Here is a 13,202-nt window from a genome sequence, read left to right on the forward strand (position 1 = left end):
CTTTTTCATGCGCCGACGGCGTCTTGAGACCGTTTGGAGCGTCAGGCCGGCTTCGCCGCCATGCCTTCGGCCTCGTCCTTGGCCTGTTCCTTGGCCTTGGCGGCCGCCTCGCTCTTGCGCGCCATGTGCATGAGCATCGCCCAGGTGGCGATCGTCACGCCGATCTCGGTCACGTAGAGCGAGATGAAGGTGCCGGTCGGCGGCCACCACCAGGTGCCGAAGGCCACGAGCCCTGCGCCCAAGATGCTCGCGGTGTTGACGATCAGCGCGCGCGCGCCCTGATGGCTCGAGGCGCCGAGCAGGTCCATGGCGACCGACCAGATCGCCACGAACACGATCAGCCAGCACATCGTGCGCACGAAGGGCACGAGCGAGACGTATTCGTGGCCGAAGAGATAAGGGAGCAGCGGCGCCATGATGAAGAGGCCGAGCCCCGTGCCGAGGCCGAGCACCACCGCGCCGGCCAGCACCTTCCAGAGCATCGGCAGCGCGTTGTGGACGCCGTGCTGGCTCGCGACCGCAAACCGCGGATAGACGAGGCGGTTCAGCGCGTCGATCGTCAGGTAGCTGGAGTCGAGGATGCGCCGGGCGACGCCGTAGCTGCCCACGACCTCGATCGAGGAGACGAGGCCGAGGATGAACAGGTCGCAGTTCTGGCGGATCGCGCGGAAGATGAACTGCGAGCTGAAGAACACGCCGGGCTTCACCTCATCGCGCACGATCCCGAATTTCGGGCGGCCGAGCTCGCGCGTCTTCCAGGCGAAATAGGCCGCCACCACGACATGGCCGCCGAACTGCCAGGCGGTCCAGCCTTCGAGCGTCGTGACGCCGAAGATCGGGCAGGCGAGCGCCGCGGTCGCGGTGCGGGCGAGCGCGAAGAAGATCACCGAGCGGTTGGCTTCGGCGAACATCGAGTGGCTGATATAGGCCTGCTCGGTGAGCAGGATGACGCGCACCAGCACGATGTTGGTGACGAGCAGGAACGCGATCGCCACGACGTTGCGGACCGGATCCTCGTCGACCGTGATGATGAAGGGCAGCGCGCCCATGCCGATCGCGACGAGCGCGGCCCCGGTGATCGCGACCAAGGTCAGCGTGTGGCCGAGCATCGTCGGATACATCGCGCGGTCGCGCGCGACGCGGCGGATCAGGCAGTCGTTCGCGCCGAGCCCGCAGAGATGGACCGCGACCGTCGTGATGGCGGTGACCTGCACGTAGAGGCCGAACTGCGAGGGCCCGAGCCAGCGCGCCAGCAGCGCGAAGGTGAGAAGCTGCGCGGCGTTCGCCGCCACCAGCGAACCGCTCGAGGCCATGTAGGAAAGCCCGATCGGAGCGAGCCGGCGCACGCGGGCGATATGGGTCTGGATCTGAGGCACGCCGCGGTTCTACTCCCGGAGGCGTTATGGTTTGATAAAGCGCCGGCGGCGACGCCTGCGTTATTGTTAACCAAATGTTCTGGCTGCCTCTTTTAGGATCATGTCTCGATGACGGCGGGCAGGCCCCTTGGGCTGCGCCTTCCGAGGGTCTGGAGAGCGCGTCGGGATGTATACGCTGCGGGACGCCGCAAGGGCCGCGAAGCGGGATGCGTTCGAGCACGCGCCCGCGCCGGAGCCGCGCGCCCCGGCGCCGGAACCGCTCCCCGTCGCTCCGCGCGAGGCCGCTCGCGGCTGGAGCTTCGCCGGCCGCTCCCAGCGCTATGCGCCCAAGCCTTATCCCGCCCGCCCCGGCGTCCGTGAGTTCGAGGACGAGGCGCGGTCCGACACGGCCTGGCGCGAGGCCGAGACGCCTGCGCCCGCGCCTGCGGCGAGAGCGGCTCCTGCGCCTGCCGCGGCCCCGGCTCCTGCGATGGCTCCCGCCGCCGCGCCCGCCCGTACGAAGTTCGTGCGCCTGCCGCAGATCGAGCCCGACGACGTCGTCGACTGGCTCCTGGCGGGCAAGCGCTGGATCGTGCTCGGCGGCCTTGCGGGCCTCGCTGCGGGCGTGGCCTTCGGCATGCTCGCCCAGCCCCGCTACACGGTCTACACCGACATCCTGGTTCCGCCCTCGAACCTGCAGGTCGTGAGCAACGACCTTTACGCCCAGGGCATGCAGAGCGACGCGCAGATCCTCGAGGTCGAGAGCCGCATGCGCGTGATGACGTCGGGCAATGTGCTGCGCCGCGTCGCCGAGAAGCTCGACCTCGTCCATGACGACGAATTCAACGCCCCGCCGAAATGGTGGGACATCCGCGCCGCGCTCGCGCCGAAGAAGGAGGCCGAGGACCCGATCGTTCCGGTGATGCGCGAGCTCTCCGACCGCATCAAGGTCGGGCGGCAGGACCGCTCCTATCTCGTGACCGCCGCGGTCTGGACCTGGGATCCGAACAAGTCGGTGCGCGTCGCCGACGCGCTCGCCGAAGCGTTCCGCCAGGAGCTCGCCCGCGGCGAGGCGAGCGGCGCGGCGCAGGCGGCCGAGACGCTGAACGACCGTCTCGCGGGCCTGAAGGCCGCGGTGTCGGCGGCCGAGGACAAGGTCCAGGCCTTCCGCCGCCAGAACAACCTGCAGCAGAGCGCCGCCAACACGCTCGTCAGCACCCAGTCGATGCAGCAGATCAACGCCAAGCTCATCGACGCCCAGGCGCGCGAGACCGAGGCCGCCTCGCGCTATCGCCAGCTCACCGAGGCCGCGCGCGCAGGCGCGCTCGATCCGTCGAGCTCGCTGCAGTCTCCGACGCTCACGCAGCTGCGCGTGCAATACGCCGAGCTGAAGCGCCAGGTTGAGTCGATGTCGCTGACCTACGGGCCGCGGCACCCGGCGCTCACCACGATCCGCACCCAGCTCAAGGCCATCGAGCGCGAGGTCTACAACGAGACCCAGCGCATGATGACGGCGGCCAAGGTCGACCTCGACCAGTCGCGCCAGACGCTCCAGATCCTGACCAAGGACACCGAGAAGGCCCGCAGCTCGGTCTCGGTCGACGACGAGGCGCAGGTGAAGCTGCGCGAGCTCGAGCGCGACGCGCAGGCCAAGGGCTCGATCTATCAGGCCTTCCTCACCCGCGCCGGCGAGGCGACGCAGCGCGAGCAGGTCGACGCCACGAACACGCGCGTGATCTCGACCGCGGTTCCGCCGGAGCGCCGCAGCTACCCGCCGCGCACGCTCTATCTCGCGGCCGGCGGCGCGATCTTCGGGATCGGCTTCGGCGTCGCGCTGGCGCTCGCCTTCGGCTTCCTCGGCGCCTATCGGCGGATGCTGCGACAGTCCTGACGCGTCAGCGCGATAGCGACGATTTTAACGGTCTGTCGGCGATCGCAAGGCGACAATCTTAACTTGCAGGCGCGATAACGCTTGGCCCGGGCCGCCGTCCTCTCATCCGAGGGGCCGAGGCGGTTCGGCCGCTCGAACTGGGCCCGACGCCGTGGGGATGATTGAAAAGCTCGACGATCTCTACGGCCGCGCGACCAACAAGGCGCTGCGGCTCAGGGCCTATCGGCCGGCGATCGTCGCGACCGCGACCCCCATCGTCTCCTTCACCTTCGACGACGTGCCCGACACCGCGCTGACGGCCGGCGCCCGCATTCTCGAGGCGCACGGCGTGCGCGGCTCGTTCTACATCGCCGGCGGTCTCGCCGGCCGCGTCGAGCCGGGCCGGACGCTGATCGACCTCGACGGCTGCCGAGAGCTCGCCGCGCGCGGCCACGAGATCGGCTGCCACACCTACGCGCATGACGCCGTCCGCCGGCTCGGTCCTTCGGCGCTCGCCGCCGACCTCGACCGCAACGCCGCCTATCTCGCGGAGATCGAGGGCGCGCGGGCGCGGCGCAACTTCGCGTTCCCTTACAATGCGGGCTCGATCCCGGCGCTTCCCGAACTCGGCCGGCGATACCGCACCTGCCGCGCGGCGGGCGACAGGATCAACCGCGGGCCGACCGACCTCAATTTCCTGAACGCCGTCGAGATCCGCCAGCCGGAAGAGAGCGCGCTCGCGCTGACCGCGCGCATCGAGGAGGTCGCGCGCGAGCCGGGCTGGCTGATCTTCTTCACCCACGACGTCGCCGAGACTCCGACCGACTACGGTTGCCGCCCCGAGACGCTCGACCGCCTCGTCGGCCATGCCGTGGCCAAGGGCTGCGTCGTCGAGACCGTGGACGCCGCGCTTAACCGGCTGGGGCTCGCCGCGTGAGCGCGCCGCGGCTCCTCGCCATCAACAACTACTTCTATCGCCGGGGCGGGGCCGAGGCCGTGTTCCTCGACCAGATGAGGATGTTTTCGGAGATCGGCTGGGACGTCGTGCCCTTCGCGATGCAGCACCCCGAAAACGACAACAGCGCCTACGCCCGCTATTTCGTGTCCGAGATCGAATACGGGCGCGAGAGCGGGCCGCTGACCAAGGCCGCGCAAGCCGCCAAGATCATCTATTCGTTCGAGGCGCGCCGGAAGCTGAAGGCGCTGATCGAGAGCGCCCCGCCGGCGCTCGCCCACGCCCACAACGTCTATCACCACATCTCGCCGTCGATCTTCGACACGCTCAAGCGCGCCGGCGTGCCGACGGTGATGACGGCGCACGACCTCAAGCTCGCCTGCCCGGCCTACAAGATGCTGTCGCATGACGGCGTCTGCGAGCGCTGCAAGGGCGGGCGCGTGCACAACGTGCTGGTCAACCGCTGCATCAAGGGCTCGGTCGCGCTGAGCGGCCTCGTGATGGTCGAGACCATGACGCATCGCGCGCTTGGCCTCTACCGCGACAAGGTCGACCGCGTTGTGGCGCCGAGCCGCTTCTACCGCGAGAAGCTCGCCGAATGGGGCTGGGATCCGGCCCGCATCGCCTATGTGCCGAACTTCGTCGACGCCGCCGCCATGCGCTCAGACTGGGACGAGGGCGACCATTTCGTCTTCGCCGGCCGTCTCGGCCATGAGAAGGGCCTTTCGACGCTCGTGCGCGCCGCCGCGATGTCCGGTGAACGCGTCATGATCGCAGGGACGGGACCGGAGGAGGCGGCGCTGAAGCGCCTCGCCGCCGAACTCGACGCGCCCGTCACGTTCCTCGGCTACGTCTCGGGACAACCCCTTCTGCAACTCATAGGTGAATCGAGGGCGCTTGTGCTTCCCTCCGAATGGTACGAGAACGCGCCGATGAGCGTGCTCGAAGCCTACGGACTCGGAACGCCGATTCTGGGCGCCCGCATCGGCGGCATCCCCGAGCTCGTCCGCGAGGGCGAGACGGGATTGCTCGCGCGCTCCGGCGACGTCGAGGATCTCGCGGGCGCGATGTCGCGCATGGCCGCGCTCCGCTCCGGAGAGCGCCGGCGCATGGGCGCGGCGGGCCGCGAATGGGTGCTCGCCGACTTCTCGCAGAACGCGCATCGCGACCGGCTTCTCGCGCTTTACCGCGACCTCGGTGTCGCGGCGTGAGCGGCTCGCGGCCCAAGGTCGTCTTCCTCGGGCTGCGCGGCCTGCCGAACGTCCAGGGCGGGGTCGAGACCCATGTCCAGGCGCTCAGCGTGCGGCTGGTCGAGCGCGGCTGGGACGTCGAGGTGCTGGGTCGCGCGCCCTATCTGCCGGCCGGCGGCCCGCGCGTCTGGAAGGGCGTCAAGGTCACGCCGCTCTGGGCCCCCAAGCGCACGAGCCTCGAGGCCATCTGCCACACGCTCGTCGGGCTGGTGGCGGCGCGGCGGCTCAATCCGGACGTCGTCCACATCCACGCCATCGGCCCCTCGCTCGCCGCGCCCGTCGCGCGCGCGCTCGGGTTGAAGCTCGTCGTCACCCATCACGGCTTCGACTACAACCGGCAGAAATGGGGACGGTTCGCTAAGACGGCGCTCCGCCTCGGCGAGCGGCTCGGCATGCGCTTCGCAAACCGCCGCATCGCGATCTCGCAGGAAGTCGCGACCTATGCGGAGCGACGCTACGGCAAGCCGGTCAGCTTCATCCCGAACGGCGTCGACGTCGCGGGCAAGCCCAACGACGTCTCGGCGCTTCAGGCCTTCGGCCTCGAGTCCGGGCGCTATGTCGTGATGGTGGCGCGCATCGTCCCGGAGAAGCGCCAGCTCGACCTGATCGCGGCCTTCGCCAAGCTCGGCGACCTCGGTTTCAAGCTCGCGCTCGTCGGCTACGCCGAGCATGGCGGCGACTATTTGCGCCGGGTCGAGGCCGCGGCGAAGACGACGCCCGGCGTCGTGATGACGGGCTTCAAGGTGGACGAGGAGCTCGCGCAGCTCTTCGGCCATGCGGCGCTGTTCGTGCTGCCTTCGAGCCATGAGGGCATGCCGATCGCGCTGCTCGAGGCGCTGGCGCTCGGCGTGCCGGTGCTGGCGAGCGACATCTCGCCCAATCTTGCGCTGCGCCTGCCGCCCGACGACTATTTCCCGCTCGGCGACGTCGACCGGCTCGCCGCCGCGATGCGCGAGAAGCTCACCACCCCGCCCGATCCCGCCGCGGTCGCCGCTCGGATCGTCGAGACCGAGCAGGCCTATGGCTGGGGGCCGGTGGTCGACGCCACGATCGCGGTCTACGACGAAGCGCGGGCGAGCTAGCCTCACGCCCGCTCACATGGCGCCGACCGGAGCTCAAGGATGATCCGCTGGCTGGCCTTCGTCGTGGTCGCAGGGGGGCTCGTCGCGCTCGCGGCGTTCGACGTCGCGCCGCCCGCGACGTCGGCCTCCAACGACTGGGTTCCTGTCCGCGAAACCAATCTCGAGGTCGCGGCCGGCAGCCCGCTGGATTTCTCCCGCATCCTGAAGAGCCCGCCGGTCGAGGCCTCGAACCGCATCCTCGTAAACGCCCAAGGCCGGTTCGCGCGCGCCGACGCGCCGGAGGCGCCCGCCCGGATGATGTGCGCCTCGCTCGCCTGGAGCCCGGCCTCCGGAGGCTTTCCCGACAAGCCGACCGCCGACCGCTACGCGCTCCAGCTGAAGCGCCACGGCTATGATCTCGCGCGCTTCCACTTCGTCGACGCCGCGCTGATGTTCGGCCGCAAGCGCGACTTCGATTTCGACCCGGACACGCTCGACCGCGTCAACTACCTGATGGCGGCGCTGAAGAAGAACGGGATCAGCTGGATCCTCGACGGCCTCACCTCCTGGCGCGGCGGCTATGGCGGCTTCGACGACCGCTGGGATCCGTCCTCGGACCTCAAGCTGCGCGTTCTCGTCGACGACGACGCCTTCGAGCACTGGCGCCGGCTCGTCACGATGACGCTCGGGAGCCTCAATCCTTACACCGGCAAGCGTCCGATTGACGATCCGGCGCTGACCCTGGTGGTGCCGGTCAACGAGGGCGGCGTCGAGTTCGACAGCATCCTGCGCGAAAAAGCCGGCGTCCCGCATTATTCCCCGCTGCTCGAGCCGAAATGGAACGGCTGGCTGCGCGCGCGTTACCGGACCACGGATGCGCTGTCGACCGCGTGGGGCGGGCTCGGCGCCGGCCAGAAGCTGGAGACGGGCGCGATCGACCTGCCGACGAGCCGCTACGAGAAGAGCGCGCGCATGCGCGACTTCCAGGCGTTTCTGGTCGACGTCGAGACCAAGGCCGCGGCGCGCATGACCCGCGTGATCCGGGACCTCGGCTATTCCGGCCCGATCGCGCCTTACAACAACTGGCCGAGCCTGCAGACCGCGCTCTCGCGCCGGAACCAGGACGCCGTCGCGCTCAACGCCTATCAGGACTGGGTCGGGGGCTATCAGCCGGGCTCGAAGATCGGTCAGGTGAGCTCGATCGGCGACGGCGCGTTCTATGTCCGCGCCATGGCGGGCGGGCGCTGGCTCGACCGGCCCTTCGTCATCACCGAGTACGACCACCTGTTCTGGAGCCGCTCGCGCTATGAGGCGGGCCTCGTGTTCCCGGCCTACGCCGCGCTCCAGGGCTGGGACGCGATCTGCCGCCACGCCCACGGGCCGATCATCCTGGCCTATGGCGAGCCCTATCTCCACAAGCGCCAGATGCTGCCCTACGCGATCGCGCTCGACCCGGTGGCGCGCGCCGGCGAGACGCTGGCGGCGCTGCTGTTTCGCCGCGGCGACGTGGCGGAGGCCAAGACCGTCGTGCCCTTCGCGGCGCGCGGCGAGCAGGATCTGACCGACTCCATGCAGTCGCGCGAGGCCGATCCGCTGACGCGCCTCGCGCTCGTCGCGAAGATCGGCCTGAAGGACGCCGACAGGATCGCCCCCGGCGAGCTCGCGGTGCGCCAGCCGCGCGACCCGCGGCAGGCGCTCGAAATCTTCGGCGAGCTAAAGGCCAAGGGGCTGCTGCCGAAGGACGCCGGCGATCCCGCCGCCGGCCGGACCGTCAGTCAGACCGGCGAGATCGTGCTGAACGAGGGCCGCGGCCGCATCACGCTCGACGCGCCGAACACCAAGGCGATCGCGTTCGGGACGCTCGACGAGCCGGTCTCCATCGGGCCGCTGACGGTGGCGAGGGCCGATGTCGGCGCGCTGTTCTCGGTCTCCTCGCTCGACGGCGAGCCCGTCGCGAAAAGCCGGAAGCTGCTCGTGATCTTCGCCACCGACGCCCGCAACTCCGGCATGCGCTTCCGCGACGCGGCGGAGAAGACGATCGAGGATTTCGGCCGCCTGCCGGTGCTGATCCGCCGCGGCGAGATCGACGTGAGGCTCGCGGGCAAGGGCGCATGGCTGCTTTCGCCCGTCGGGCTCGACGGCGCGGTGGGCGCGCCCGTGGCCGCCGGCGACGGCGAGCTGTCGACCCGGCTCTCCAACGTCACGCAAGACGGCCCGACGACCTACTTCCTGATCGAGCGGCCCGAAGGGGCGTGACCCGGCCCCCGTCCGTCACGACAGCCAAAAGCGATCGTCTGCGTTTCGAAGCAAGCTGTTAACCAAGCTTTCTTCGCCGGGCCCTAAAGTCACGCCGTCGGGCGCTTCGCGCCGCCCCCGGACCTGAAGCAATGTCGCTCGCCGCCAGCCCGCCGATCTCGCCGCCGGCCGCCGCCAGCACGGAAGGCTTCGGCTTCGGCGCGTTCCTGTTCGCCGCGACGCTGCTATTCTATCTCATCACCACCACGCCCTTCGCCGACCTCACGGCGCTCGCCTCGGTGGACGCCGCGGCCGAGAAGTCGAACCGCATCAACCAGCTGGTGTTTCTCGGCCTGACCGGCGCAACCTGGATCGCGGGCCTCATGTCGCCGATGCGCGGCGAGATCATGCGCCCGCGCATCCTCATCTTCATGATGCTGCTGTGGTTCGTCGGGATCTCGGTGATCTCGTCGAACGCGGGCCTCGCGGTCAAACAGGTCATCCTCGCGACGCTCACCATCGTCAACGCCAGCGTGTTCCTGCTGTTGCCGCGCACCGACGGCCAGTTCGCGCGGTTGATGGCCTTCGGGTTCCTGGCGATGCTCGCGCTGTCCTACTGGGGCGTCGCGTTCATGCCGCGCTACGCCATCCACCAGGCCGACGAGATCCGCGAGCCGATCAACGCCGGCCTCTGGCGCGGCCACTTCATGCACAAGAACGTCGCGGCCGCCATGATGGTGCTGGCGGCCTTCGTCGGCATGTTCACATGGCGGATGGGCATGAAGATCCGCGGCGCGATCCTCGTGGTCGGCGCGCTGTTCTTCCTCGCCCACACCGGCGGCAAGGCTGCGACCGGCTCGCTGCCCGCGGTGCTGATCATCGCCTGGATCTTCGAGCGCTTCCCGATCGCGCGCGCGCCGATCGTGCTCGGCGGCGCGGCGTTGTTCAACTTCATCGCCATCGGCTCGGCCGGCTATCCGTCGATCAACGAGTTCGTCACGAGCCTCGGGATCGACCCGACCTTCACCAACCGATCCGACGTCTGGCGCGTGGGCTTCGCGGCGTTGTCGGAGCAGCCGTGGACGGGCCACGGCTTCCAGAGCTTCTGGCAGACCGACGAGATGTTGGCCAAGGCCGGCCGCGGCCGCGACTGGGCCTATGCGGCCTTCAACGGCCACAACGGCTTTCTTGACCTCGCGCTCACGACCGGCATCCCCGGCTTCATCCTCGCGCTGACCTGGATCCTGGTCCTGCCGCTGCGCGACGTCTCCCGCGCCAAGCGCACCGACAACAATCCGGCCGTCACCACGCTGTTCATCCGCATCTGGCTCTACGGCATCTTCCAGGCCTGTCTGGAGAGCGTGTTCTTCCAGTCGGGCAGCCCGCTCTGGGTGATGATGATGGTGGCGGTGTTCGGCCTCAGGTTGCAGGCGCGCGCCGATGTCGTGAGCGACCGACCCGAGACGCCGCCGCTCCCCGCATGATTGCGCCAGCGTGCTGTAATTCCGATCGATCTTATAGGTATTCGTTGAACGCAAAGGCTGCGGAGACGAATGCGCGCTTGTGTTCAGTTAGGTAATTCCAATTATAACTGCTGAATGCCTCGCCGTTTGATTGTTCCCTCCGCCGACGCCTCCGTTCGGCCCGCGCCGGTCGGCTTGCTCCCATGGGGCTGACGTCCGGCTGGTGGCGGGCCGTGACGCCGCGCACCGCCCGCGCCGACGCGCTCGCGGGCCTGCTCGGCGCGTTTCTCGTGCTGCCGCAGGGGCTCGCCTTCGCGACGCTCGCCGGGCTCCCGCCGCACTACGGCGTCTTCAGCGCGATCGTGCCGACGATCGTCGCGGCGGTGTTCGGCTCGAGCCTCCACGTCGTGTCGGGCCCCACCAACGCGAATTCGCTCGCGATCGTCGCGGCGCTCAGTCCGCTCGCGCTCGTCGGAACCCCGGATTACGTCGCGCTCGTGCTTGCGGTGACCGCGATGGTGGGCGTCATCCAGCTCGCCGTCGGCGCGTTTCGCCTCGGCTTCGTCACCGACTTCATGTCGCCCTCCGTGCTGCTCGGCTTCACGAGCGGGGCGGCCGCGCTCATCGCCTGCTACGCGCTGCCCGAACTGCTCGGCCTCCAGCTCAACGCCCACGGGCCCTTCGGGCTCGTCGAGGCGGTGTTCACCTATTGGCGGCTCATCAACCCCTCGGCCGTCGCGATCGCCGTCGTCACCCTCGCGGTCACGTTCCTGGTGCGGCGTCTCGTGCGGCCGGCGCCCTTCATGCTGTGCGGGCTGCTGGCCGGCTGGGCGCTCTCGGAAGCGATCGTGCGGCTGTGGGGCGACGCCGACGTCGCGCTCGTCGGCGGGATCCCGGCCGCGCTGCCGGGCTTCACCCTGCCGATCCCGCCGCTCGGGCGGCTCGGCGAACTGCTGCCGATCGCGGGCGCGCTCGCCATCATCGCGCTCGGGCAGTCGGTCTCGATCGCGAAGGCCATCGCGGCGCGATCTGGCCAGCGCGTCGACGTGAACCGCGAATTCGTCGGCCAAGGCCTCTCCAACATCGCGGGCGGGTTCTTCTCGGCCTATCTGTCCTGCGGCTCGCTGAACCGTTCTGTGCCGAACTTCGAGGCCGGCGCCCGCTCGCCGCTCGCGGCGGTGTTCTCCGCGCTTTTCCTGATCGCGCTCGTGGCGGTGGCGGCCCCCTGGCTCACGCGCCTGCCGGCGCCGGCGATCGCCGCGCTCCTCGCCTACACGGCCTGGAGCCTGTTCGACGCCCGGCGTTTCGCCGAGATCGCGCGGATCAGCCGGGGCGAATTCGCCATTGCGGCCGCGACCTTCGCCGCCATGCTGGTCGCGCCGTTCCATGTCGCGATCCTGACCGGCGTCAGCCTGTCGGTGCTCGCCTATCTGCACCGCACGTCCCGGCCGCGCATCCATGCGCTCGCGCCGGACCGCGACACGGAGGCCGGGCGCCTCACCCCGCTCGACGAGCTCGCCGCGCCGGTCGAGTGCCCCCAGCTCAAACTCGTGCGCATCGAGGGCTCGGCCTATTTCGGCGCCGCGCAATATGTCGGCGACCGGCTGCACGAGATGCGCCAGCGCAGGCCGGGCCAGAAGCGGCTGCTCGTGATGGCCAAGAGCATGAACTTCATCGACATCGCGGGCGCCGAGCTCTGGGAGCTCGAGGCGAGCCGGCGGCGCCAGGCGGGCGGCGACCTCTATTTCCATCGCCCGCGAAGCGCCGTGATCGAGACCTGGAAGAAGTCCGGCTTCCTGACGCGGCTCGGTCGCGACCACCTGTTCGACTCCAAGCGCGAGGCGATCGCGACGATCTTCTCCCAGCTCGACCCGGCGATCTGCGCCGGCTGCACGGCGCGCATCTTCAAGGAGTGCGGCCCCGCGCCGGCCTCCGCGACGGTGGGTGACGCGCGCGGGGAGGGGACGCGGTGACGCTCGAACAGCTGCGCATCTTCGTCGCCGTCGCCGAGCGCGAGCACGTCACCCGCGCGGCCCACGACCTGCGCCTGACGCAGTCGGCGGTGAGCTCCGCGGTCTCGACGCTCGAGGGACGCTACGCCACCAAGCTGTTCGACCGCATCGGCCGCCGCATCGCGCTCACCGACGCCGGCCGCGTCTTCCTCGGCGAGGCGAGGGCCGTGCTCGCGCGCGCCGCCGCCGCTGAGGCGGTGCTCGGCGATCTCGCCGGCCTCAAGAAGGGCCGGCTCGCGCTCGCGGCGAGCCAGACGGTGGCGAGCTACTGGCTGCCGGCGGTGATCCACGCCTTCCAGGAACGGTTCCCGGGCGTGGCCGTCACGCTCGACATCGCCAACACCGAGATCGTGGCCGAGGCGGTGATGGACGGCGCGGCCGATCTCGGCGTGGTGGAGGGCGCGGTCGACGAGCCGGCGCTCGAGGCCACGCCCGTGGCCGAGGACGAGATCGTTCTGGTGGTCGGTCCGGGCCACCCCTGGGCCGACGGGCGGACGCTCACGGGCGTCGACCTCGTCAAAGCGCGCTGGGTGCTGCGCGAGCCGGGATCAGGCACCCGCGCGGTGCTCGAAGCGGCGATCGCGGAGGTGGGCGTCGGCGTCGGGGCGCTCGACGTCGCGATCGAGTTCCCGTCCAACGAGGCGGTTCGCGCGGCGGTCGAAGCCGAGGCCGGAGCCGCGGTCATGTCGCGGATGGTGGCCGCGGCCTCGCTCGCCTCGGGCAAGATGACGGAGGCCGCCTTCGCGCTGCCCAACCGCCGCTTCTTCGCGCTGCGCCGGCGCGACCGCTACGTCACCAAGGCCAGCACGGCGTTTCTGGAGATGATGGCCGAGATCGGCGAGGCGCCGTCGAAGCCGGCTTCGGCGCCCAGCCTGTAGCCCATTGGTTGCACGAACATTGGGCTTACGTCGCCGTGATATTTGAGTTCTTCTAGCTCCAGAGCGCCGCGCGCGCCGGATCCGAGATGTCGGCCGGCCGTGACAAGAGCGTCGACGAAAGCC

At 69.9% G+C, this 13,202-nt stretch carries 9 protein-coding genes; 8 read left to right on the plus strand and 1 reads right to left on the minus strand.

Features of this window, described 5'->3' with window-relative positions:
* Positions 1–41 precede the first annotated feature (41 nt).
* Positions 42–1,313, minus strand: coding sequence for a lipopolysaccharide biosynthesis protein (locus ACFOWB_RS05495; RefSeq protein ID WP_378146880.1), 1,272 nt, complete (start codon positions 1,311–1,313; stop codon positions 42–44).
* Positions 1,314–1,542: 229 nt separating this feature from the next.
* Here ACFOWB_RS05495 and ACFOWB_RS05500 point away from each other — a divergent pair, with 229 nt between their 5' ends.
* The 8 genes from ACFOWB_RS05500 (at position 1,543) to ACFOWB_RS05535 (ending at position 13,079) form a co-directional block, all read left to right on the plus strand.
* Entirely contained in the window at positions 1,543–3,246 is a 1,704-nt protein-coding gene (locus ACFOWB_RS05500; protein ID WP_378146138.1) for a GumC family protein, read from the plus strand.
* Positions 3,247–3,403: 157 nt separating this feature from the next.
* The gene (locus ACFOWB_RS05505; protein WP_378146140.1) at positions 3,404–4,162 is read left to right on the plus strand and encodes a polysaccharide deacetylase family protein; all 759 of its coding nucleotides are present in this window, start codon (positions 3,404–3,406) and stop codon (positions 4,160–4,162) included.
* Positions 4,159–5,391, plus strand: coding sequence for a glycosyltransferase family 4 protein (locus ACFOWB_RS05510; protein ID WP_261404247.1), 1,233 nt, complete (start codon positions 4,159–4,161; stop codon positions 5,389–5,391). Before ACFOWB_RS05505 ends, ACFOWB_RS05510 begins: the two co-directional genes overlap by 4 nt.
* Positions 5,388–6,512 (plus strand): glycosyltransferase family 4 protein, encoded by a 1,125-nt coding sequence (locus ACFOWB_RS05515; RefSeq protein WP_378146142.1) that lies wholly within the window; start codon positions 5,388–5,390, stop codon positions 6,510–6,512. The genes ACFOWB_RS05510 and ACFOWB_RS05515 overlap by 4 nt, the downstream gene beginning before the upstream one ends.
* 39 nt (positions 6,513–6,551) lie before the next feature.
* Entirely contained in the window at positions 6,552–8,747 is a 2,196-nt protein-coding gene (locus ACFOWB_RS05520) for a glycoside hydrolase (RefSeq protein ID WP_261404246.1), read from the plus strand.
* Positions 8,748–8,878: 131 nt separating this feature from the next.
* Positions 8,879–10,210 carry an O-antigen ligase family protein gene (locus ACFOWB_RS05525; protein WP_261404245.1) on the plus strand — a complete coding sequence of 444 codons (1,332 nt, stop codon included), beginning with the start codon at positions 8,879–8,881 and terminating at the stop codon, positions 10,208–10,210.
* Positions 10,211–10,392: 182 nt separating this feature from the next.
* Positions 10,393–12,162, plus strand: coding sequence for a SulP family inorganic anion transporter (locus ACFOWB_RS05530; protein WP_378146145.1), 1,770 nt, complete (start codon positions 10,393–10,395; stop codon positions 12,160–12,162).
* On the plus strand, positions 12,159–13,079 hold the full coding sequence (locus ACFOWB_RS05535; RefSeq protein WP_261404242.1) for a LysR family transcriptional regulator: 921 nt from the start codon (positions 12,159–12,161) through the stop codon (positions 13,077–13,079). Before ACFOWB_RS05530 ends, ACFOWB_RS05535 begins: the two co-directional genes overlap by 4 nt.
* Positions 13,080–13,202: the final 123 nt, after the last annotated feature.

The organism is Chenggangzhangella methanolivorans, assembly GCF_042648545.1.
Taxonomy (GTDB): Bacteria; Pseudomonadota; Alphaproteobacteria; order Rhizobiales; family Methylopilaceae; genus Methylopila; species Methylopila methanolivorans.

Excerpts from the sequence above, each read along its gene's own strand:
- ACFOWB_RS05530 (WP_378146145.1), top strand. The coding sequence starts at position 10,393 with ATGGGGCTGACGTCCGGCTGGTGGCGGGCCGTGACGCCGCGCACCGCC.
- ACFOWB_RS05505 (WP_378146140.1), top strand. The coding sequence starts at position 3,404 with ATGATTGAAAAGCTCGACGATCTCTACGGCCGCGCGACCAACAAGGCG.
- ACFOWB_RS05525 (WP_261404245.1), top strand. The coding sequence starts at position 8,879 with ATGTCGCTCGCCGCCAGCCCGCCGATCTCGCCGCCGGCCGCCGCCAGC.
- ACFOWB_RS05495 (WP_378146880.1), bottom strand. The coding sequence starts at position 1,313 with ATGGCCTCGAGCGGTTCGCTGGTGGCGGCGAACGCCGCGCAGCTTCTC.
- ACFOWB_RS05520 (WP_261404246.1), top strand. The coding sequence starts at position 6,552 with ATGATCCGCTGGCTGGCCTTCGTCGTGGTCGCAGGGGGGCTCGTCGCG.
- ACFOWB_RS05500 (WP_378146138.1), top strand. The coding sequence starts at position 1,543 with ATGTATACGCTGCGGGACGCCGCAAGGGCCGCGAAGCGGGATGCGTTC.